Origin of the sequence: Arthrobacter sp. zg-Y1110, assembly GCF_025244865.1 — a bacterium.
Classification (GTDB): domain Bacteria; phylum Actinomycetota; class Actinomycetes; order Actinomycetales; family Micrococcaceae; genus Arthrobacter_B.
In genome coordinates this window covers 681,150-702,647 of the sequence record NZ_CP104272.1, presented here as the reverse complement: position 1 = coordinate 702,647, position 21,498 = coordinate 681,150, and the positions used below count along the sequence as shown (strand labels likewise).

Here is a 21,498-nt window from a genome sequence, read left to right as displayed (position 1 = left end):
CGCAAAAGATGCAACCGGTGCATACTGGAACTACTTAGCTCACATTTGCGCTAAAGCGAGGAGGTTCGACATGCAGATTCCACAACTCCACGTCGGCGCCGGCACTGCCGCCGGCCCACTTACGATCTTTCCCGTATGGACAGCCGGACGCGGGAGGCTCGGCATCAGCACCGGACTCCACGCAGACCTTGCCGTCTCCGAGCTGGCGACGGGTGCCAGGGTGGGCCAGCTAACAGTCCGGAACAACGGAAAACGCGCGGCCCTACTGCTCGAAGGTGAACTGCTGGAAGGGGGACAGCAACACCGCACCTGCGCCCGCGACGTCCTCATTGACGCGGGCGAAACCATGGACATCGACACGTTCTGCGTCGAGGCAGGACGGTGGGAAACCGGCCAGAACACACACCACCGCCAGGCACGGAGGGCACCGCTAAACGTCCGCGCCGAGCTAGCTGGCGCCGGGTCCACCCAATCCGGAGGTCGACGGCAGGAGCAGATCTGGGAACGGGTCCGGCGTTTCGATACCGCCCGCGGACCCTCGGCCACCAGTTCTCTTCCCGAGCACTTGGACAGGTTTGGCAGCCGTGACAGGCACCGCTTCGCCAGCTCCGTACCGGAGCCGCTGGAGGGCCAGCGCGGCGTGGTGATCGGTGCCAGCGGACAACCCCTGCTGCTGGAAGTTTTCGGCACCGCTACTTTGTTCCGACGCCATTACCAGCAACTCATGGACGCTGCCCTGCTCGATGCGGCACTGTTGCCCGAGGCCCAGAGCACCGTACCGATGCCCGGTCAGCTCGCTCGTGACTTTGCTGCCATCGCCGGAACCATCGACTTCGGCGAGTTCTACAGCGAGGGCGTCCGGCGCCACGACTCAATGCGCAGCCGTAACATCTTGGGGATCCACGGCCCCGTCATCGCAGAAGGCATGGCCGTCCGGCTCCCCAACCGGGAACCCGATATCGCCCACCTATCCTGCTGGAACACCAAACATCCACTTATGGAGGCCCTATGAACCTGAACTCACAGCAGAACCACCGCGCCGCCGGTGTCCTCGTCGCCTTGGCCGCCGGAGACGCCCTCGGCGCCGGCTACGAGTTCGGCGCTCCCCTGCCGGACGACGCCGAGGTCACGATGAAGGGCGGCGGCCCCTTCGGATTCGACCCGGCCGAATGGACCGACGATACCTCCATGGCGATCCCCATCGCCGAAGCATTCCTCGACGCCGGAACCACACCGGAAGCACTCACATCCGTGGTCCGCTCCTGGACCGACTGGGCACGCGGCGCCAAGGACGTCGGCGCGCAGACCAGCAACGTCATTGCCCGCGCCCGCCGCATCGCCGACGACGACGGCCGGACCGACCCGACCGCCGACGATTTCACCCGTGCTGCCCAGGAGTTCCACACCCGCGCCGGCCGCAGCGCCGGCAACGGCTCTCTGATGCGCACCGCTCCCCTGGCCCTGGCCTATCTGGACCGGGAGCCCGCCGAACTCATGGCGGCGGCCGGCGTACTCAGCGCGCTCACCCACGTGGAAGACGACGCCCAGGAAGCCTGCGGCCTCTGGTGCGTTGCCATCCGCGACGCCGTCCTGACCGGCAAGCTGGAAATCCGCACCGGCCTGCCCCTGCTGCCGGCGGACCGCGCCGCAGTGTGGCTGGAGCGGATCGAAACCGCCGAACGCTCCCGGCCGCGTGACTTCACGAAGAACGGCTGGGTAGTGGAAGCACTCCAGGGTGCATGGAGCGCCATCTCCACCACCCGCACCGCTTCCGGCCCCGATCATCTCCGGGCCGGGCTCGAAGAGGCGGTCCGCGGCGGCCGCGACACCGACACGGTGGCCGCCATCGCAGGCTCCCTCCTGGGCGCCGCCTACGGCTACTCCGCCGTTCCCTTTGAATGGCGCCGCAACCTGCACGGCTGGCCGGGACTGCGGGCACACGACCTGATGACCCTCGGCGTCGAACTCGCCTCCGGGGCGGGGCGTCGTACGCAGGAGTGGCCGCGGGCCGAGCACCACGACTACAGCTCGTGGAGCAGGACCGATGTCCTGGTCCAGCACCCGGACGACGACGGCGTCTGGCTCGGTGGCGTGGGCGCAGTGGCCAGGACTGCCGAACTGGGCATTGATGCAGTCGTTTCCTTGTGCCGGCTGGGCACTGCAGACGTGCCCGGCATTGCGCCGGAGAACCACGCGACGTTCTGGCTGGTCGATTCGGCTGCCGCGGATTCCAATGCCTACGCCGGCTACGTGCTGCAGGAGGCTGCCGCCGCCGTCGAACGTTTCCGTGCCGAGGGCAAGAAGGTGCTGCTGCACTGCGTGCGCGCCGAGTCCCGGACGCCTACGGTTGCCGCTCTCTACGGCGCCCGGGCCGCAGGAGTGACTCCATTGGAAGCGCTGGAACGGGTACGCCGCGTCCTCCCCAACGCACACCCGAATTCGGCGTTCCGGGACCTGTTGGCTGCGGAGGCGGCGGGTCGACCCTCCGCATAATTCGGGCCGAACCGGCCCCTGAACCCACCAATACGTGGACCGGGGGCCGGGCATGGTAGGAATTCCCTATGGGGGAATCACACGTCTTCGTGACCAGAGGCAGCCTGACCAACTTCGCTTGCGATGCATGGCTGCTTCCGACCGATCGCACCTACAGCATTGCAGGGTACTGGCGGGAGGCACTCCCAGGCCTGGAAGCAGTGCTAGCCAGCAGCAGGGATGTCGACTTCTCCAGCGGGGCTAAGCTCGCGCAGCCTCTTGACTCCTGGCCCGCCGGGGAGCCCATGCCGGTCCTCACTGCTGTTCCGTATTACGGCATTTCCTCGGTCGAGGATCTGGTTCCGCCGTTGCGTGAATTCGTTCGCGTCGCTGCGGAGCAGGTCGGACGGCGACAGCGGGCTGCGGGCGGCAAACCGTCCCGCCCAGTTCCCCTGCTCGCCATGCCGCTTTTCGGCACCAGCGGCGGCGGAGCAGGACTGGTGCGCGGCGACGTGATTCAGCGGCTTCTCCAGGAGGCACGCCGTGCCGCGGCCGAGTCCGGCGTCGACGTCGCTCTGATCCTCACGAACGATAAGGACTTCGCCTTCGCCCAAGAGCTGCGGAAGCGTCAGCCCGACTGGTGGAAACCCCTCGATCGGGAGCTGCAGGACCACGCCGCACGACTAGCTGCGCATGCCCGGGACGGCAAGCTCGTTCCCTTTATGGGCGCGGGCGTCAGCATGAGCGCTGGCGCCCCGAGCTGGGACGAACTCCTCGCCCGTCTGGCGACAGCTGCGCAGCTGTCAGGCGATGAATCTGAGTCGCTCAAAAAGCGCGGGCATCTGGACCAAGCCGGCATTCTGCGTTCTATCTATGAGGAACGCTCCGACGCGGGCGGTCGGAGTTTCAATCAGGCCATCGCCGACCTGGTGGAGCTGAAACGCTACGGCTTGGCACCGGCCCTCCTCGCCAGTCTGGGCAGCAGGGAGGCGATCACCCTGAACTACGACGAGCTCTTTGAATTCGCTTCGGCCGACGCCGGCGTCCCCCGGTCGGTGATTCCTGACGGCGGCGGGGAGAACGATGACTGGCTGCTGAAGCTCCATGGTTCGGTGACGAACCCTGACTCGATCGTCCTCACCCGCGACGATTATCTCGGTTTCAACGCATCACGCAACGCGCTCTCGGCCCTGGTGAAAGCCACCCTCATGACGCAGCACATCCTGTTCGTCGGCTTTGGCCTTGCCGACGACCACTTCCACGAGATCCTGCACGACGTGAAGCGTGCCCTTCCTCCGGAACCCCGGGGCAAGGACGGATCCGCGACGGCGCTGATGCTGTCCGCGGATCCCCTGGACCGGCGGATGGTTTCCCAGCTGAATCTGGTGCCGATGAATGAGGAATCCGGTACCGCGGCAGGACGGACCCTCGAGATCTTCCTGGATCTTCTCGTAGCCCTGTCGACGGACAGCCATTCGTATCTGTTGGCCGAGGGCTACGAAGGAGCTTTGACCGAATCCGAGCGGTCCCTGCGTGAAACCCTGCTGGATCTCACTAAGCGGCTCACTGACGACGAAGCTCAAAGCAGCGGAGGCGTCCGGCTGCAGGAGATGCTGGCGGAGCTGGGAGCTAGTGCCCCCAGTTCATGTACCCCTTGAACGGCCCCTCCGCGGCAAACGCATACTCCGCAAACCGCTCCCCGATCATCCGGTGCGTAGCAGTATCCGGATGCAGAGCGTCAGGCAACGGATGCAGCTCAGCGTCCTCGGCCCCGTAAAGACTCAGGCCGTCCAGGAAATGAAGGTTCGGATCGTCCGTCCGCCTCGCCACGAGTGACTCCAACGCCTCGCGGATCACCCGCAGCGTCAGTTGGCCCGCAACCACCCCCTCCGGCGAACCGGTAGCGATAAACCGAACCTGATCAGTACCAAACGACGCCGGATCGAAAGCACCCGGGCCCGGAGTGTCTTCGTGGATACCGCAGAAGATCGGCGAAATAAGCACCAGCGGCGTCTCCGGATGCCCCTCCCGGATGGTGTCCAGGAAACCGTGCACCGCAGGCACAAAAGCACGAAGCCGCATCGAATCCATATTCACCACGTTGATGCCCAGCTTCACGCTGATGAGATCGGCAGGAGTATCGCGCATAACCTGCGCCGTGAACGGGTCCACCAGGGCGCTCCCGCCCAGTCCAAGATTGTGCAGCTCCACCCCGCCCAACCGTGCCGCCACAACAGGCCAGATCTGGGCTGGCGTGGCGGCATTCGAACCGTGGCTGATGGAGCTGCCGTGGTGCAACCAAACGGGCTTGCCCGAGGAATACGGTGCGACCGGAGCATCCGAGCGCATCTCGACCAGCTCAACCGCCTCATTGTGCGGCAGCCAAATCTCCACCACCTTGGAGCCCGCAGGCAGACGGAACACGCTGGTATGCGACGGCCCCTCACATGGAGTCGCGGCCCCGGTCGACATATCCACCTCGACGTAGTCGCCGCCGGTGAGTTCGTCGCTCTCGAGCAGCTTTCCGTCGACCACCAAATCCACAGAACCCCGCGGCCGGTCCGCGCCACGGTAAACCACCCGGGACGGGTGCACCACAACGGCCAGAACCTCCGCCGTCGTCGAGAAAACCAGCCGGACACCGGACGGCTGGCTTTCCGCCATCATCAGCTGCGGATCTGGGAACCTGTTGCGCACCCAGGCCGGCAGCCGGTGCGGACGCAGACCGCGGGGAGTCGTTTCCAGTTCCGCCGCACCGCGAACAAGGGAGGGCGTAATGGGGGTGGTCATCATGCTCAGGGTCTTCTCTCGGTTGTCCACATAGGCACCCTCAGTTTATGCGGCGCCCAGACAAGACAGCGGCACCCCGGTTTCCCGGAATGCCGCTGCGAATGCCAAACAGATGTAGTTAGGACGTCTTCTCGGAGAAGGATGAATCGATATAGGTGTCCTGCTTGATGGCTTCCTCGTACTCAATGGCACCGGATTCCATCCAGACAGCTTCCATGCCCTCCAGCTGCTCAGGCAGCGGCTCCAGGTTCGGCATCCAGGCGTAGAGCGGTACGGATTTCAGTTCCTCGACCGTCTGTCCCGTCGCGTCGGCAATGATCTTCAGGTTCTCGTCCGAGTAGCGGTCCTCGCCCTGCAGGTCCTTTGCAGCCCGGGCTACAGCATCGAAGAACTTCTGTGCGTTCTCGGTGTCGGCGAACTGGCCGCCGTACAGCATGCCGGTGCCGGAAGTTCCGGCCGGCGGGACAGCCATGGATACGCCGGTGCCGTCTTCGATGGCCAGCGTCGAGAACGGAGCCGAGATCAAGCCGGCGTCGAGGCTGCCGTTGGCCAGCGCCGTCGGCATGTCCGGGTTGCCGAGGTTCACAATCTCGACGTCATTGATGGTCAGGCCTTCCTCTTCGAGGGCCAGGCTGAGCAGGAAGGCACCCGTGCCGCCCGCACCGCCGGCAGCACCGATCTTCTTGCCCTTCAGGTCGGCGATGCTGGTGATATCACCGGAATCCACTTTGGCTTTGGAAACCACCAGGTCAGTCGGGCTCTTCTCGGTGTCGCCGTCGCTGACGCCCATGGACGCCACTACCTTGATGTCCAGGCCGGTTGCAATGGCACTGAACATTCCCGCGGAGAAGCCGGCGGCAACGACGTCGAGCTTTCCGCTGGACGCCAGCGGCACCGCATCCTGGCCGGACTTCACGGTTTCGAGCTGGACGTCGAGGCCCGCTTCGTCGAAGTAGCCCTTCGCTTCAGCAACGTAAATCGGCGCGAAAATCGGCAGCTGGACAATACCGACCTTCACCGTTGCGGTTTCCGTTGTCCCCTCTTCGGAGGAAGAGGAGCCCGAGTCCGCGCCGCAGGCGGAGAGGGCAAGTCCGGCCAGCACCGTTGCTGCCAGGACCTTGAGGTGTTTTTTCATTTTTGATCTTTCTTCTTTGATCCGGATGAGTATTTCCAGGGCAGGGCAGCCCGTTCAAGAAGGATGATGAGCGCCGTCACCGCTGCGCCCACCAGGGACACCACAATGAGGCCGACGTACATTTTGCTGGGCTGGAACAGCTGCCAGGAGTTCCAGATGAGATAGCCCAGTCCGTTATTGGAGGCGACAAACTCGACGGCGGTGATCACGATAACGGACATTCCCGCGGCCACGCGCAGGCCCGTCATGATCGCCGGAGTTGCGCCGGGAAGCAGTACGTAGCGGAAGAGCTTCAGCCCGCTGGCCTTGTACGCCCGGGCCGCTTCCAGGACCCGGCTGTCGATCTGGACAATGCCGGCCAGGGTGTTGATCTGCATTACGAAGAACACGGAAATGGCAACGGAAAGCACCTTGGGTGTCTCCGTCAGCCCGAAGATCAGCAGCAGCAGCGGAACAATGGCGATTTTCGGCAGGGCATATAGGGCAGTGAAGGTCGGCCCCAACGCGGCGCGCACCGGCCGCCAGACTCCCATCAGCAGGCCGGCCAGGATGCCGGTGACGGCCCCCAGTACGAAGCCCAGCAGCAGTCGGCCCATGGTGGCCGAGGTGTGCTGCCACAGCTCGCCGCTCAGGGTCATCTTCCATGCCTGCTCGGCGATGAGGCTCGGCGGGGTGAAGAGCCTGGCGTCCAGGGCACCGTTCCGGGCGGCCACCTCCCAGAGAGCCAGGAGCAGCACCGGGGTCAGGGTGGACAGCAGGATGTCGCGGTAGCGCAGGCGGACAACCTGGCGGTACTCACGGCGGATGGCACTGTCGAGCTCGGAGGAGTCCGTGGTCTTGGGGGCAGTTGCAGTGTTAGTCATTAGGAGAACCTCAAAGATGCTTGTACCTCGTCGCGGAGGGAATCCCAGATGTCCTGCTTCATGGAGCCGAATTCGCTGGTGCCCTCGATTTCCATGCTGCGGGGACGTCCGAAGGGCACGTCGATGATCTCCTTGACGCGGCCCGGGCGGGCGGACATCATCACGATCTGGTCGCCGAGCAGGAGGGCCTCGTCGATGGAGTGCGTCACCAGGACAACGGTCTTGCGTTCCAGTTCCCACAGCCGGACCAGCTGTTCCTGCATCAGCATGCGGGTCTGCGCGTCCAGGGCTCCGAGCGGCTCGTCCATGAGCAGTGCCGGTGATCCGGTGGCAAAGGCCCGGGCAATGGCAATGCGCTGGCGCATCCCGCCCGAGAGCTGGTGCGGATAGCTTTCCTCGAAACCGGTGAGGCCGGCTTCCGCAATCCAGTGCCGGGCGTGTTCGAGTCGTTCACGCTTGCCGACGCCGGCCATGTGCTCGCCGAAGGCCACGTTCTGCAGGACGTTGAACCACGGGAATACCCCGTGTTCCTGGAAGACAAAGGCCGACGCCGGCACCTTCTCTGCGGAAACGTTCCGGGTGACCGTACCGGTGGTAGCCGTTTCCAGTTCCCCCAGGATCCGGAGCAGAGTGGACTTCCCGCAGCCGGACGGGCCGACGATGCAGGTAAAGGAGCCCTCTTTCAGCTTGAGGTTGATGTCATCAAGGGCGTGAACGTTCTGCGATCCGGTGAAGACCTTATGGACCGAGTCGACCTCGAACGCGTAACGGACCTCGGGTGGAGCTTGTGTCATTTCGAAATTCCTCATCATGTGGAGGGATGCATGCTGGGCTGGCGGGGAGGACGGGGTGAGCAGAAGACGCCGCCGATGAACTGACGGTCCCAGTCGGACTCTGCGGCCGAAGCCGGTGCCGCCGGACCGGTCAGGTCTCCGGCGTAACGTTCTGCATCATCCTTAGGAACGTAGCCGAGGGCGGCCCCGGCGTCCGGCGAGAGATAGCTTCGGGTGTTGGCCGAAACCCCCCAGACAATCCGGAATCCTTTCACTGAATCCGTCAGGGCTGCCGTAAAGAGACGGGCGGCGTCGTCGGGCGAGAGCCAGGTGCTCAACATCCGGACGTCCCGCGGCCGGTCGATCCGGGACGCGATGCGCAGGCAGATTACGTCCATGCCGAAACGGTCGGAGTAGTAGCTGCCCAGCGCTTCCACCGCCGCCTTCGAGACTCCGTACAGAGTGTTCGGCCGCACCGGAGTGTTGTCAGGAATGAAGTCCCCGGCCGGAGGTACCGGGGTGAACCCGGCGGCATGGATGGAGCTGGCGAGGATCACCCGCGGCACCCCGGCCATGTGGGCGGCTTCCAGGACGGAATGGGTGCCGTCGATATTCGCGGACAGGATCCGGTCCCAGTCATCTTCCAGCGGAATCCCGGCCAGGTGGATGACGGCGCCGCATCCGCGGAACGCCTCCACGAGCGTCCCGGTGTCGGCCACCTCGGTGAGCACCCAGTCCTGCCCGAAGGATTCAGCCGGCGGTGTCCGGTCCACGCAGACCATGGAGTAGCCCGCATCGGCCAGCCGGGGAATGATGTCCCGGGCCAGGCTGCCGGCGGCACCGGTGACGGCGATCCGTTTGGTGTCCGGATGGTTGATACTCACAGCAGGGCCCCCTGGTCTTGAAGCAGTCCGCGCAGCTTGGAAACGTCCACACTGCCGGTGGAACTATGGAGTGATGCGGCCAGGCCGGCCGCATGCCCGGTGGCGAACGAGGTGCCCATCACCCGCAGCGAGGCAAACGAGCGGCTGTCACTGCTGGTGAGCCGGCCTGCGCCCCAGAGGTTGGCGATATTGGCGCTGGTCACGGCCCCGTAAGGGATGTCGTACCACTTGCGGTCCTTGATGCCGCTGTAGGTGGTGGCGCCGGGGGTCGCATGGTCCTCCATCGGCCAGCCGCACCGGGCAATCCCGTCGGCCGGACGACGCCGGGCGGTCAGGACGTCGTCGGCGGTTACGCTTTCGCGGCCCTGCATCCGGCGGGCTTCCCGGATGCCGATCTGCGGACCGGTGGAGGCCAGGTACGCGCCGGACCAGCCGCGCATGCCCGCCTTCAGCGCCTCGAGGTAATGCCGGGCCTTGACTCGGCCGTCCTGTTCGGCGCGGGAGATTTCGTGCACGTCCAGGACGTCCACGTATTCGTCCGCGAGCAGGAGCATCAGCTCGCGTGAACGGGGCATCCGTACGCAGGTGCCGTTGCTCCGGGTGAGGATTTCCCCGGTGGTTTTGCCGTAGGCGGCGAAGGCGTCATCCATGGCCGCGGTGGACAGGTCCGCGTCTTCGCCGACGCCGCCGACCCGCATCACCAGGGTGCTGGCCTGGCGGCGTTCGGTCGGTGAAAGCTGGAACTCGGCGCCGGCGGCCTGCAGCAGCGCGCCATCCCCGCTGCAGTCCACGAACGCGGTGCCGGAAAGACGCAGGTTGCCGCCGCGGTGCACCACCTGCACGGCGCTGATCCCGCCGGCGTCGGTATCCGCGGCTACGAGGGTGCTGTGGAACAGGACGTCGACGCCGGCCGAGCGGACCAGCTGGTCCAGCACCGACTTAGTGGTTTCCAGATCGAGGACCACGATGGTGTTTCCCGTGGCGGGCGAGGTCTCGAAGTGCAGGAGTTCCTGGCGTTCCAGCTCGTCCAGGAAGTCCTGCCCAATGCCGCGCACCACCTGTTCCCTGGTCTGGTCAAAGAAGCCGCAGTAGGCCAGGACCGAGCTGTTGGTTGCCGCTCCCCCGAGGAATCCGTATTGCTCAATAAGGCAGACGCTGGCTCCGGCACGGGCAGCGCTGACAGCTGCTGCCACCCCGGCAGCGCCGCCACCCACAACGACGACGTCGTAGGTTGCGGTGGTGGAAAGGGAAATCATCAAAATCCTTAGATTGCAGGTGAATCACGGAGTGAGCTGAGTCACACCAAGCACATAAGAACCATGGTCCACTTGTATGCATAAATCAAATGCCTAAAAGTGCCTGTCGGTATGCCTTTTAGGTATCTCAGGTCGCAGGGGGCAGGAACATGGAAATCCGGCAGTTGAAGTACTTCGTCCGCACGGCGGAGACCGGCAGCATCAGCGGCGCCGCCGTTGAACTGCATATGACACAGCCTGCGCTGAGCCGGCAACTCGCCGAGCTCGAGAAGGAACTCGGGGGTGCCCTGCTGCAGCGGAACCCGCGCGGCGTGACGCTGACTACCCTGGGACACGTCATTAAAACCCACGCGGACACCATCCTGGCCCAGGTGGACCGCACTCCGGAGCTGGTCCGGTTGGCCGCGGGCAGCCGCTCACTGATCCGGCTCGGTGCCCCTCCGGGATTGCCGCATGACTGGTTCCGCGCTGCCGTCCAGACGGTGGAGTCCGCAGGGTTGGCGGTACGCTTTTCGCTCTATGAGGCCAGCAGCGATGAGCAAAGCCGCTTGCTGCGGGCCGGCCAAATCGACCTGGCCCTCCTGCACACGGAACCCGCGGAAGGCATCAACGGGCAGCACCTGCTCACCCAGCCGCTGGGGGCAGCCGTCCGGCCGACGTCGCCGCTCAGCACCCGGGATGTCCTGGGCCTCTTTGATCTGGACGGCCTCACGGTCATGGCACACGCTGCCGGGGAAATCCGCATCCAGGAGGTCAAGCTGCGCAGCGCCGCCGAGGCCGAGGGCGTGCGTACGCATTGGGTCTTCCGGCGGTTCAGCCACCACAGCCTGCTGATTGCTGACCTGGCCGACGCCGATGCGGCGCTCACCACCGAGGCGTCCGCAGGGCTCAACTTTCCCGGGTGGAAGTGGGTGCCGCTGACGGCACGGGATGCGGCCGGGCATTCACTGCAGGTCGAGACGTGGGCGGCATGGAACGCGGCGGCGTCGCCGGAGGTCCGGAAGGTCGCCGACTTGTTCCGGTCGACGCCGGTGCAGGTCTTGGACGGGCCGGAAAGCTAAACCCCCACCCGCCCCGCGAGCATCCGCTCCACACTCTCCGCAGACAACGCATGCTGGATGGCGAGCTGGGACGCACCAAGCATCCCGGCGTCGAGCCCGGACGAGGACTGCACAATCCGCAGGTGCTGGGTGGCCAGCGGCATGGTGCGCGAATAGACCACTTCGCGCACCCCGGCAATGAAGTGCTCGCCGGTCAACGCCATCGAGCCGCCGAACACGATCACCTCGGGGTTCAACATGCTCAGGCAGGCGGAAAGCACCTCACCCACCTCGCGGCCGGCCTGCCGCACCGCATGCACCGCCTCGTGGTTGCCGGAATGGACCAGGGCAACGACGTCGCGCCCGTCCTCAGCATCCAGCCCCAAGGACTGCAGCCGGGCGGCCACCGCCGGCCCGGAAGCCAGCGCCTCCAGGCAGCCCCGGTTCCCGCACCGGCACAACAGGTCCTCCCCGCTCGGCACGCGGATGTGCCCGATATCCCCGGCCACCCCGTCGGCGCCGCGCAGCAGGCTGCCGTTGCAGATGATCCCGGCGCCGATGCCGGTGGCGACCTTCACGAAGACCAGGTTCTCGACGTCGGGCCACGCCGCCTGGCGCTCCCCCATCGACATCACGTTGACGTCGTTATCCACCAGCACCGGCACGTGGAAGGACTCCTGCAGGTAGCCGGGCACATCGAAGCCGTGCCAGCCGGGCATGATCGGCGGATTGATCGGCCGGCCGGAGCGGTGCTCCACAGGTCCGGGCAGCCCGACGCCGACGGCGAGCAGCTCGGCAGCCGACCGGCCGGTCTCGGCCAAAAGCGCGTTCCCAAGCTCCACCACAGTGTCCAGCACGGCACCCGGACCGTCGCTGACGAGCAGGTCGCGGGAAGCATCGGCCAGGGCAGTGCCGGCCAGATCGGTGAGGCCCACGCGCAGGTGGCTTGCGCCGACGTCGACCCCCAAGACCACACGCGCCCCGGTCTGCAACGCGAACCGGGAGGACGGCCGCCCGCCGGTCGACACCGCGTCTTCAATCGGCGCCACGAGCCCGAGGTCCATGAGCAGCTCCAGCCGCAGCGCAATGGTGGACCGGGCCACCCCCACCAGATCGGCCAGCTCGCTGCGGGTGCGGGGCTGTCCGTCCCGCAGGAGCTGGAAAAGTTCGCTGGCCCCGGGCGCGGTGGGGTTATTCCTTATATCGACCACTGGGCAATTGAAGCATAGGGATCGACGCTACGGCGTCGGCCCGGCGACGCGGACCGCCCAACAGACACGCTCATAACGCCCCCTTCCTTCGGCCGGTCCCCCGCACGGCGAACCGCTGCTGCAGCAGCACGGCCACCACAATGATCGCGCCGCGGGCCACGGCCTGCACCGAGGTGTCCAGGTTGTTCTGCGTGAAGACGTTGATGAGGGTGCTGAACAGCAGCACGCCCAGCACGGTGCCCACAATGGTGCCGCGCCCGCCGATCAGCAGGGTTCCGCCGACGACGACGGCGGCAATCACTTCCAGCTCGTACAGCAGCCCGTGGGTGGAGGTGCCGGCGGTGGTGCGGCCCATCATCATGATTCCGGCGATGCCGGCGGTGAGGCCGGAGAGGACGTACAGCAGGACAATGTGCCGCTTGACCTTGATGCCTGCCAGCCGCGCGGCTTCCAGGTTCCCGCCGATCGCCACGGTCCGGCGCCCGAAGGTGGTGCGGTTGAGCAGGAACCAGCCCGCGACGGCCACCAGCAGGAAGATCCAGATCAGCAGCGGCACGCCCAGGAAGTTCGAGCGCATCACGGAGAGGAAATCCCGGTTGGTGACAATCTGCGTGCTGCGGCCGGAGATCAGCTCCGCCACGCCGCGCGCGGCCACCAGCATTGCGAGGGTGGCAATAAACGCCACCACGTTCCCGTACGCGATGATCACCCCGTTGATCAGCCCAGTCCCCACACCGACCGCCAGCGCCACCACCACCATCAGCATCCAGCTGCTGTTCGTGGCGGCCAGCTGCACTGAGGTGAGGGTGGCCAGCACCGTGGTCAGGCCCATCACCGAACCCACCGAGAGGTCGATGCCGCCGGCGGTAATCACAAAGGTTGCCCCGATGGCGATCACCCCGAAGATCGACGCGTACCGCAGGATGGTCAGCATGTTGTCCAGGTTCAGAAAGCGCTCGCCGCTGGTGACCGCCCCGACAATAAACAGCAGCGCCAGGGCAATGATCAGGCCGATGTTGCGGCCCGCGGATCCGCCCAGGAACTTCCCCAGCGGATTGCTGCGGGGCACCGCCGCCGTCCCGCCGCTGGGAGGCGGCTGCAGCGCCGCCGTCGTTGATTCGCTCACTGCGCACTTCCTTTCAGCACCAGGTCAAGCACGGCGTGCTCGTCCATTTCGTCTGCGTTGCCGGTGGCGAGGACCCGTCCGGCGTCGAGCACCAGAATCCGGTCCGCAAGGCCGATCACTTCCTCGATCTCGCTGGACACCACCACAATCGCCACGCCTTGAGCCGCGAGGCTGCGGATCAGCGCGTAAATCTCGGTCTTGGCGCCGACGTCGACGCCGCGGGTCGGCTCGTCCAGCAGCAGCACCCGGGTGCCGTGGATCAGCCAGCGGGCCAGCAGCACCTTCTGCTGGTTGCCGCCAGAGAGGGTGCGGGCGGCCCGGTCCGGATCGGGCGGGCTCAGCTGCAGGGCTTCGGCCTGCTGCCGGGCGGCCTTCTTTTCGGCGCGTTCGTTCAGCCACCCGTGCCGGGCAAACCGGGCAAAGGTGGACAGGGTGACGTTGCGGTAGATGGGCTCCTCCAGCAGCAGCCCCTGGCTTTTGCGTTCCTCCGGGGACAGGCCGAGCCCGGCGTTCACCGCCGCCCGCACCGAGCCGGGCCGCAACGTCCTGCCCTCCACAGTGACGGTGCCCGACGTCGCACGCCGGGCACCGTAAACGGTCTCCAGGATCTCCGAACGCCCGGACCCGACCAGGCCGGCCAGGCCGAAGATTTCCCCGGCCCGGACCGTGAAGCTCACATCGTGAAACGAACCTTCCAGGCCGAGGCCCTCCACCTGCAGCGCCACCGGGGCGTCCGACGACGGCGGCCTCCGCGGCGGGAACACATTCGCCACATCCCGGCCGGTCATCAGCCGAACCAGTTCGGCGCGGGGAGTATCGACAACCGGAAGGGAGGACGCGGTGCTGTAGCCGTCCTTGATCACCGAGATCCGGTTGCCGATCTGCCGGATCTCCTCCAGCCGGTGCGAGATGTAGACAACCGCGATGCCCTGGCCGGTGAGTTCCCGGATCACCCGGAACAGGTTGGCCACCTCGCCGGAGTCCAGGATGGCACTGGGCTCGTCCATGATGATCAGCCGGGCGTTGCGGGACAGGGCCCGGGCCAGGCTGACAATCTGCTTCCCGGCGGCGGACAGGCTCCCCACTTCCGCGGACGGTGACAGGTCCTCGTGTCCCAGCCGCGCCAGCAGCTCCCGGGTCCGACGGCGCGCGTCCCGGACGCGGAGCACTCCCCCGCGGGCGTCTTCGTGGCCCAGGAAGATGTTCTCGGTGACGCTCAGTCCGTCCACCACATCCAGTTCCTGGTACATGGTGGCAATGCCCAGTGCCAGGGCGTCGGCCGGACGCGCCAGTTGGACGGGTTCCCCGTTCCAGCGGATCTCCCCGCCGTCCGGTACGTACACCCCGGACAGGGCCTTGATCAGGGTGGATTTCCCGGCGCCGTTCTGGCCCAGGACGCAGTGCACCTCGCCGGGCAGGACGTCCAGGTCGACGCCGCGCAGCGCCCGGACGCCGGCGAAACTCTTGCTCAGGCTGCGTACCTCAAGCAGCGGCTGCTGTACCGGCTGAGGGGCGGCAGATGCTCCCGATGCTGTCATGGCACGGAGCTTACACACTTATGTCGATCATCAGTAGTATGTTGGCGCTTTATCGTCAGACTTCTGTTACTGTGACGCATGTCACGACGATGTGCAGTGCGCTGGCTGGTTCCGATGGGGTGCGGACTCGCCTCAGCGCCCCACTTACAGAGGAGAGAACCATGCACGCACCACGCATGCGCGGGAAGATCATCACCGCAGCGGCCTTCTTCGCCGCCGGCGGGCTTGCCCTCACCGGCTGCACTGCAGGCGAGGACACCAATGCCGAACCGACCAACAACTCCGTGGAAGGCAACCAGTCCGAGGGCGAGACCGTCGTCATCGGATTCTCCGGACCGGCCGCGGACCACGGCTGGCTGGGCGCCATCAACTCCGCCGCCACCGCCGAAGCCGAGAAATACCCGGACATCGACCTGCGGGTGGCCGAAGGAACCAATGACGCGAACCTGCAGATCAGCCAGGTGGAACAGTTCATCAATGACCAGGTGGACGCCATTGTCCTGCTGCCCACCGACGGCGCTGCACTCACCGACGTCGCCATCCGCGCCATGGAGGCGGGAATCCCCGTGATCAACGTGGACCGCGAGTTCTCCAGCCCCTTCGCCGCCCGGGCCACCGTCCTCGGCGACAACTACGGCATGGGGGTCAGCGCCGGCACCTACATCTGCGAGCAGGTGGGCGACCAGCCCGACGCCGTGGTGGCCGAGATTGCCGGCATCGACGCCCTGCCGCTCACCCAGGACCGCAGCGAAGGCTTCAAGGACGCCCTCGCCGGCTGCGGGCTCGAGGTCAACAACCGGGTGTCCGCGGACTTCACCGTCCAAGGCGGCGAGGCCGCAACGTCCCAGCTGCTCGCCGCCGCACCGGAAATCGACGCGCTGTGGAACCACGACGACGATCAGGGCATCGGCGTCCTGGCCGCCATCGACGCCGCCGGACGCGACGAGTTCATCATGGTGGGCGGCGCCGGCTCCGCAAATGCCATGCGGGAAATCGAGTCCGGGGACAGCGTCCTGCAGGCGACCATCATCTATCCGCACACCCAGGCCGCGGACGGCATCCGGCTCGCCCGGCTGCTGGCACAGGACAAGGCCATGAGCGACCTGGTCGAGATCGAGGTGCCCAACCGCGTGGTGCTCAACGCCCCGGTGGTCACCAGCGAAAACGTCGAGGAATACCTGCCCACCGCCTTCGAGTCCTGACCGGGCTATCCGAACGAGAGCCGGGCGGCCCGGGCACCCGCTCAAAACAGCAGCACAGCACTGAGGAGAGAACATGCAGGACGATAAGCCGCTGAGGGTGGCGCTGGTGGGCCACGGCTTTATGGGGGCGGCCCACTCACAGGCCTGGCGGGTGGCCCCGCGGTTCTTCGACCTGCCCCTGCAGCCGCGGATGAACCTGCTGGTGGGCCGGGATGCGGACCGGACCTCAGCCGCCGCCCGGAAATGGGGTTGGGCCGAGTCCGCCACCGATTGGCGGGAGGCGGTCACCCGGGAGGATATCGACGTCGTGGATATCGTGACGCCCGGTGCTTCCCATGCCGAGATCGCCATCGCAGCGCTCGACGCCGGCAAGCACGTGCTCTGCGAAAAGCCGCTCGCCAACACGGTGGAAGAGGCGCAGGCGATGGCCGACGCCGCCGCCCGCGCCGAGGCGAGGGGCGTTCGGGCGATGGTGGGCTTCACGTACCGGCGGCTGCCCGCCACCACGCACGCCCGGAATCTCGTGGCCTCGGGGGCGATCGGCACGGTCCGGCAGGTGCGGGCCGTATATCTGCAGGACTGGCTGGTAGACGAGGACTCTCCGCTGACCTGGCGGCTGCAGCAGGACGAGGCCGGGTCCGGCGCCCTCGGCGACCTGGGCGCGCACGCCATCGACCTGGCCCAGTACATCACCGGGGTGCCGCTGGCCGAGGTCAGCGGCACCCTCGCCACCCTGGTCCCCACCCGCCCGGTGCCCGAAGCGGACCAGCGGGGCACGGGCTTGGGCGGAGGCAGCGCTGGTTCGGGCAACGACGCCGGCCCCCGCGGACCGGTGACGGTCGACGACGTCGCGCTGTTCCTCGGCCGCTTCGAGGACGGTGTACTCGGGTCCTTCGAAGCCAGCCGGATGGCCACCGGCCGCAAGAACGCGTTCCGGCTGGAAGTCTCCGGCAGCAAAGGTGCCATCAGCTTCGATCTGGAGGACCTGAACTTTTTGGGCTTTATGGATTACACGGTTCCGCCGGACCGGCAGGGCTTCACCCGCATCATGGTGACCGAACCGGACCACCCCTATGTCTCCGCGTGGTGGCCGGCCGGCCATTCGCTCGGCTACGAACACGGCTTCGTGCATCAGGCGAAGGACTTCGTGGAGGCCATCGCCGCCGGAACCGCCCCGGCGCCGTCGTTCGCCGACGGCCTGCAGGTCCAGGAAGTCCTCGACGCCGTGTCCCGCAGCGCCGCTAAATCCAGCGTCTGGCTGCCCGTGCGCTGACCGTCCCGTCCCGACTCACCATCCCCCGTCCACGCAGGCAAAGGAGCCCGTCATGTCCCGACCAGTCACTCTGTTTACCGGCCAGTGGGCCGACCTGCCCCTTGAAGAAGTGGCCCGGCTTGCCTCCGGCTGGGGGTACGACGGGTTGGAAATCGCCTGCTGGGGCGACCATCTGGACCCCTGGCGGTGGGATGACGAGGAGTACGTGCAGAGCCGCCGCGACATCCTGGAGAAGTACCGCCTGAAGGTGTTCGCCATTTCCAACCACCTCAAGGGGCAGGCGGTCTGCGACGATCCGATCGATCAGCGGCACCGCGATATGGTGTCCGACGCCGTCTGGGGCGACGGCGATCCGGAGGGGGTCCGGCGCCGGGCCGCCGAGGAAATGAAGCACACCGCCCGGCTCGCCGCGGCCCTCGGGGTGGACACCGTGATCGGTTTTACCGGCTCGTCCATCTGGAAATACGTGGCCATGTTTCCGCCGGTCTCGGCGGAGGCGATCGACGCCGGGTACCAGGACTTTGCCGACCGGTGGAATCCGATCCTCGACGTCTTTGACGAGGTGGGCGTGCGCTTTGCCCACGAGGTTCATCCCAGCGAAATTGCCTACGACTACTGGACGACGCAGCGGGCGATGGAGGCCATCGGGCACCGGCCCGCGTTCGGCCTGAACTGGGACCCCAGCCACTTTGTCTGGCAGGACCTGGACCCGGTGGCTTTCCTCTGGGATTTTCAGGACCGGATCTACCACGTCGACTGCAAGGACACGAAGAAGCGGATGACCAACGGCCGCAACGGCCGGCTCGGCTCGCACCTGCCCTGGGCCGATCCGCGGCGCGGCTGGGACTTCGTATCCACCGGCCACGGGGACGTGCCGTGGGAGGACGCCTTCCGGATGCTCAACAGCATCGGCTACGACGGCCCGATCTCGGTGGAATGGGAAGACGCCGGAATGGACCGGCTGGTCGGAGCACCGGAGGCACTGGCCTTCGTCCGTTCACTGGCAATGGATCCGCCCGCTGCGGCGTTCGACGCGGCGTTTTCGTCGAGGTAGGTCCCGGACAACGAAAACGACGACGGCGGCCCCTCCTTCGGGAGGCGGCCGCCGTCGTCGTCGTTCGAGCGAAGCAAAACCCTACCGCGCGTTGCGCTTCCGGCTGAGTCCGAACACCACGGCCAGCAGCAGCACGAGGCCCTTGATGATCTGCTGCCATGCGGCGTCGACGGACAGGATGGACAGGCCCTGGTTCAGCACACCCATCACCAGGCCGCCGATCACGGCGCCCACCACGGTGCCCACGCCGCCTTGCACCGATGCGCCGCCGATGAACACCGCGGCAATGGCATCGAGTTCAAACCCTCCGCCGGCCGAAGCCACGGCTCCCCCGGCGCGGGCGGTGTTGACCACGGCGGCCAGTCCGGCGAGGAAGCCCATGTTCACAAACACCAGGAAGTTCACCCACTGGGTCTTCACTCCGGACATCATGGCGGCGTTCAGGTTCCCGCCCATGGCGTAGATGTGCCGGCCGAACACTGTGCGGCCCAGCAGGAATGAATACGCCAGCACCAACCCGGCCAGGAGGATCAGGATGATCGGCAGCCCGCGGCTGTAGGCCAGCAGGTAGCAGAGGTACATGATGGCGAAGACGGCCACGGCGTTCTTGAACACGAACGAGCCCATCCGTTCCCGCGGCAGGTCGAGCCGGCGCAGGTCCGCCCGGCCCTTCAGCTGCTGCAGCACCAGGGCAACCGACGCCAGCGCACCGATGCCCAGGGTCAGCAGGTCCGGGGTGCCGGTGGAGGGCAGGGTACCGGAGCTAATGGCATTGAACGGCCGGGGCAGGCCGCTGATCGTGCCACCGGTCAGCAGGACCAGGGCTACGCCGCGGAAGACGAGCATCCCGGCGAGGGTAACGATGAAGGCGGGTATCCCCACGAACGCCACCCAGAAGCCCTGCCAGGCTCCGATCAGCGCGCCGACCACCAATGAGAGCACTGCGGCCGCCCACCAGGGCATCCCCCAGTCGTTCATGGCCAGGGCGGCAATGGCTCCCACCGCGGCCACCACGGAGCCGACGGACAGGTCAATATGTCCGGCAATGATCACCATGACCATGCCGATGGCCAGGATCAGCACATACGCGTTTTGCTGGATGAGGTTGCTGACGTTGCCCGGATAGAGCAGCCGGCCGCCGGTGAGCACCTGGAACAGCAGGATGATCACAACAAGTGCGGCCAGGATGCCGTATTGGCGCAGGTCTACCCGGCGGCGCTTCTTCGCAGCCGCGGCTTGCGGCGGCAGCGGTGCCTTCGCCTGTTCTGGGGTTGTGGTGGTCACTGGACTTGTACTCCTTGGGTCCTGGCAGCGGTCATGTGGCGCATCAGTTCTTCCTGGGTGGCGTCGGCACGGTCCACTTCGGCAGTGAGTCGGCCCTCGGCGATGGTGTAGATGCGGTCGCAGAGCCCGATCAGTTCGGGCAGTTCGCTGGAGATGACGATTACGGCTTTGCCCTGGGCCGCCATCTCGTTGATGATTCCGTAAATTTCGTACTTGGCGCCGACGTCGATCCCGCGGGTGGGTTCGTCAAGGATCAGCACGTCCGGGCCGGAGTAGATCCACTTGCTGAGGACTACTTTCTGCTGGTTTCCGCCCGAGAGGTTGCCGACGGTCGAGGTGACGCTGGGGGTGCGGATGTTCATCCGCTGCCGGTACTCGTCCGCCACGGCGTATTCCCGGTGCCGGTCAATCACGCCCAGCCGGGCCAGCTTCCCCAGCGCGGCGGCAGAGACGTTGACGGTCACGCTGCCGATGAGGTTCAGGCCGTAGCGCTTGCGGTCCTCGCTGACGTAGGCAAGGCCGTTGCGGATGGCCTCGCCCACGGTACGGGTGCCGATTTCGACGCCGTCCTTGTAGACCCGCCCGGAGATCCCGGTGCCGTACGAGCGGCCGAAGATGCTCATGGCCAGCTCCGTGCGGCCGGCACCCATCAGGCCGGCGAACCCGACAATCTCCCCGGCCCGGACGTGGAACGACGCATCCTTCACCACTACGCGGCCCGGATCCGCCGGGTGATGCACCGTCCAGCCCTCCACCCGGAACTTCTCCTCGCCGATGTCCGGTTCGCGGGGCGGGAACTGGTGGTCCAGCGGCCGGCCAACCATGGCACGGATGATCCGGGTTTCAATCTCGTCGGTGTCCTCCACCGGAAAATCAACAATTGTGCGCCCGTCGCGGATCACCGTGACCGTATCGGCAATCGAGCGGATTTCCTTGAGTTTGTGGGAAATGATGATCGAGGTGATCCCCTGGCCGCGCAGCTGGTCGATCAGGCCCAGCAGGTGGGCGGAGTCGTCGTCGTTCAGCGCTGCGGTGGGCTCGTCGAGGATCAGGATCTTCACTTCTTTGGACAGTGCCTTGGCAATCTCCACCAGCTGCTGTTTGCCCACGCCGAGTTCAAGGATCTTCGTGGCCGGGTTTTCATCCAGTCCCACGCGTTTCAGCAGTGCCGCGGCCTGCAGGTTGGTCTGGTTCCAGTCGATCACCCCGCCGCGGGCCACCTCGTTGCCGAGGAAAATGTTCTCGGCGATGGACAGGAACGGGCTCAGGGCCAGTTCCTGGTGGATGATCACGATGCCGTCGCGCTCGCTGTCGTTGATCGAGTTGTAGCTGACGGGCTTGCCGTCGAGGGTGATTGTCCCGGCAAAGCTGTTGTGCGGATAGACCCCGCTGAGCACCTTCATCAGGGTGGATTTGCCGGCGCCGTTTTCGCCGCAGATCGCGTGCACTTCGCCGCGTTCAACACTTACCGAGACCTCGTCGAGGGCGCGGATGCCGTTGAACTCCTTCACTATGCCGTCCATGGACAGGATGACGTCAGTCATGTGGTTCTCGCTTCAGTAGCTTCAATACAGGCGGCAGCGGCGTGCGGCGGTTT

At 66.2% G+C, this 21,498-nt stretch carries 18 protein-coding genes; 7 read left to right on the top strand and 11 right to left on the bottom strand.

Going from position 1 to position 21,498, the window contains the following annotated elements:
- Positions 1 to 70 precede the first annotated feature (70 nt).
- The 3 genes from N2K99_RS03345 (at position 71) to N2K99_RS03335 (ending at position 4,130) form a co-directional block, all read left to right on the top strand.
- Positions 71 to 1,012 carry an ARPP-1 family domain-containing protein gene (locus N2K99_RS03345; RefSeq protein ID WP_227933862.1) on the top strand — a complete coding sequence of 314 codons (942 nt, stop codon included), beginning with the start codon at positions 71 to 73 and terminating at the stop codon, positions 1,010 to 1,012.
- Entirely contained in the window at positions 1,009 to 2,493 is a 1,485-nt protein-coding gene (locus N2K99_RS03340; RefSeq protein ID WP_227933861.1) for an ADP-ribosylglycohydrolase family protein, read from the top strand. The genes N2K99_RS03345 and N2K99_RS03340 overlap by 4 nt, the downstream gene beginning before the upstream one ends.
- A gap of 68 nt (positions 2,494 to 2,561) precedes the next feature.
- Entirely contained in the window at positions 2,562 to 4,130 is a 1,569-nt protein-coding gene (locus N2K99_RS03335; protein WP_227933860.1) for an SIR2 family protein, read from the top strand.
- On the opposite strand, the gene N2K99_RS03330 is transcribed toward N2K99_RS03335, so the two are convergent.
- From N2K99_RS03330 to N2K99_RS03305, 6 genes are all read right to left on the bottom strand, one after another.
- Positions 4,102 to 5,292 (bottom strand): GDSL-type esterase/lipase family protein, encoded by a 1,191-nt coding sequence (locus tag N2K99_RS03330; RefSeq protein WP_308036412.1) that lies wholly within the window; start codon positions 5,290 to 5,292, stop codon positions 4,102 to 4,104. The two genes, N2K99_RS03335 and N2K99_RS03330, sit on opposite strands and share 29 nt — an antisense overlap.
- Before the next feature lie 88 nt (positions 5,293 to 5,380).
- Positions 5,381 to 6,397, bottom strand: a complete 1,017-nt coding sequence (locus N2K99_RS03325; RefSeq protein ID WP_227933859.1) for an ABC transporter substrate-binding protein — start codon at positions 6,395 to 6,397, stop codon at positions 5,381 to 5,383.
- A complete protein-coding gene (locus N2K99_RS03320; RefSeq protein ID WP_227933858.1) occupies positions 6,394 to 7,260 on the bottom strand; it encodes an ABC transporter permease in 867 nt (288 codons plus the stop codon). The genes N2K99_RS03325 and N2K99_RS03320 overlap by 4 nt, the downstream gene beginning before the upstream one ends.
- A complete protein-coding gene (locus N2K99_RS03315; RefSeq protein WP_227923191.1) occupies positions 7,260 to 8,054 on the bottom strand; it encodes an ABC transporter ATP-binding protein in 795 nt (264 codons plus the stop codon). Before N2K99_RS03315 ends, N2K99_RS03320 begins: the two co-directional genes overlap by 1 nt.
- A gap of 14 nt (positions 8,055 to 8,068) precedes the next feature.
- A complete protein-coding gene (locus N2K99_RS03310; RefSeq protein ID WP_227933857.1) occupies positions 8,069 to 8,917 on the bottom strand; it encodes an NAD(P)-dependent oxidoreductase in 849 nt (282 codons plus the stop codon).
- Entirely contained in the window at positions 8,914 to 10,173 is a 1,260-nt protein-coding gene (locus N2K99_RS03305; protein WP_227933856.1) for an FAD-dependent oxidoreductase, read from the bottom strand. The genes N2K99_RS03310 and N2K99_RS03305 overlap by 4 nt, the downstream gene beginning before the upstream one ends.
- A 149-nt stretch (positions 10,174 to 10,322) precedes the next feature.
- On the opposite strand from N2K99_RS03305, the gene N2K99_RS03300 reads away from it, so the two are divergent.
- The gene (locus N2K99_RS03300; protein ID WP_227933855.1) at positions 10,323 to 11,234 is read left to right on the top strand and encodes a LysR family transcriptional regulator; all 912 of its coding nucleotides are present in this window, start codon (positions 10,323 to 10,325) and stop codon (positions 11,232 to 11,234) included.
- Here the strand turns inward: N2K99_RS03300 and N2K99_RS03295 are convergent.
- From N2K99_RS03295 to N2K99_RS03285, 3 genes are all read right to left on the bottom strand, one after another.
- Positions 11,231 to 12,415, bottom strand: coding sequence for an ROK family transcriptional regulator (locus N2K99_RS03295; RefSeq protein ID WP_227933908.1), 1,185 nt, complete (start codon positions 12,413 to 12,415; stop codon positions 11,231 to 11,233). The two genes, N2K99_RS03300 and N2K99_RS03295, sit on opposite strands and share 4 nt — an antisense overlap.
- A 79-nt stretch (positions 12,416 to 12,494) precedes the next feature.
- A complete protein-coding gene (locus N2K99_RS03290) occupies positions 12,495 to 13,550 on the bottom strand; it encodes an ABC transporter permease (RefSeq protein WP_374200057.1) in 1,056 nt (351 codons plus the stop codon).
- On the bottom strand, positions 13,547 to 15,022 hold the full coding sequence (locus N2K99_RS03285) for a sugar ABC transporter ATP-binding protein (RefSeq protein ID WP_227933906.1): 1,476 nt from the start codon (positions 15,020 to 15,022) through the stop codon (positions 13,547 to 13,549). Before N2K99_RS03285 ends, N2K99_RS03290 begins: the two co-directional genes overlap by 4 nt.
- Before the next feature lie 227 nt (positions 15,023 to 15,249).
- On the opposite strand from N2K99_RS03285, the gene N2K99_RS03280 reads away from it, so the two are divergent.
- The 3 genes from N2K99_RS03280 to N2K99_RS03270 all read left to right on the top strand — a co-directional run bounded on the left by N2K99_RS03280 (position 15,250) and on the right by N2K99_RS03270 (position 18,617).
- Positions 15,250 to 16,290, top strand: a complete 1,041-nt coding sequence (locus tag N2K99_RS03280; RefSeq protein WP_227933854.1) for a substrate-binding domain-containing protein — start codon at positions 15,250 to 15,252, stop codon at positions 16,288 to 16,290.
- A gap of 73 nt (positions 16,291 to 16,363) precedes the next feature.
- Complete coding sequence (locus N2K99_RS03275) at positions 16,364 to 17,563, top strand: Gfo/Idh/MocA family protein (RefSeq protein ID WP_227933853.1); 1,200 nt, start codon at positions 16,364 to 16,366, stop codon at positions 17,561 to 17,563.
- A gap of 52 nt (positions 17,564 to 17,615) precedes the next feature.
- Positions 17,616 to 18,617: a sugar phosphate isomerase/epimerase gene (locus N2K99_RS03270; protein WP_227933852.1), complete on the top strand. Its 1,002-nt coding sequence runs from the start codon at positions 17,616 to 17,618 to the stop codon at positions 18,615 to 18,617.
- Between the two features lie 81 nt (positions 18,618 to 18,698).
- Here N2K99_RS03270 and mmsB read toward each other — a convergent pair whose 3' ends face one another.
- Positions 18,699 to 19,901, bottom strand: a complete 1,203-nt coding sequence (mmsB, locus tag N2K99_RS03265) for a multiple monosaccharide ABC transporter permease (RefSeq protein WP_374200056.1) — start codon at positions 19,899 to 19,901, stop codon at positions 18,699 to 18,701.
- Positions 19,898 to 21,445, bottom strand: a complete 1,548-nt coding sequence (gene mmsA / locus N2K99_RS03260) for a multiple monosaccharide ABC transporter ATP-binding protein (protein ID WP_227923176.1) — start codon at positions 21,443 to 21,445, stop codon at positions 19,898 to 19,900. The genes mmsB and mmsA overlap by 4 nt, the downstream gene beginning before the upstream one ends.
- Positions 21,446 to 21,498 lie beyond the last annotated feature (53 nt).

Bases quoted from the DNA above. Each gene is read 5' to 3' on its own strand.
- N2K99_RS03305 (WP_227933856.1), bottom strand. From the start codon at position 10,173: ATGATTTCCCTTTCCACCACCGCAACCTACGACGTCGTCGTTGTGGGT.
- mmsA (WP_227923176.1), bottom strand. From the start codon at position 21,445: ATGACTGACGTCATCCTGTCCATGGACGGCATAGTGAAGGAGTTCAAC.
- N2K99_RS03340 (WP_227933861.1), top strand. From the start codon at position 1,009: ATGAACCTGAACTCACAGCAGAACCACCGCGCCGCCGGTGTCCTCGTC.
- N2K99_RS03320 (WP_227933858.1), bottom strand. From the start codon at position 7,260: ATGACTAACACTGCAACTGCCCCCAAGACCACGGACTCCTCCGAGCTC.
- N2K99_RS03325 (WP_227933859.1), bottom strand. From the start codon at position 6,397: ATGAAAAAACACCTCAAGGTCCTGGCAGCAACGGTGCTGGCCGGACTT.
- N2K99_RS03335 (WP_227933860.1), top strand. From the start codon at position 2,562: ATGGGGGAATCACACGTCTTCGTGACCAGAGGCAGCCTGACCAACTTC.
- N2K99_RS03270 (WP_227933852.1), top strand. From the start codon at position 17,616: ATGTCCCGACCAGTCACTCTGTTTACCGGCCAGTGGGCCGACCTGCCC.
- N2K99_RS03315 (WP_227923191.1), bottom strand. From the start codon at position 8,054: ATGACACAAGCTCCACCCGAGGTCCGTTACGCGTTCGAGGTCGACTCG.
- N2K99_RS03345 (WP_227933862.1), top strand. From the start codon at position 71: ATGCAGATTCCACAACTCCACGTCGGCGCCGGCACTGCCGCCGGCCCA.
- N2K99_RS03300 (WP_227933855.1), top strand. From the start codon at position 10,323: ATGGAAATCCGGCAGTTGAAGTACTTCGTCCGCACGGCGGAGACCGGC.
- N2K99_RS03280 (WP_227933854.1), top strand. From the start codon at position 15,250: ATGCACGCACCACGCATGCGCGGGAAGATCATCACCGCAGCGGCCTTC.
- N2K99_RS03275 (WP_227933853.1), top strand. From the start codon at position 16,364: ATGCAGGACGATAAGCCGCTGAGGGTGGCGCTGGTGGGCCACGGCTTT.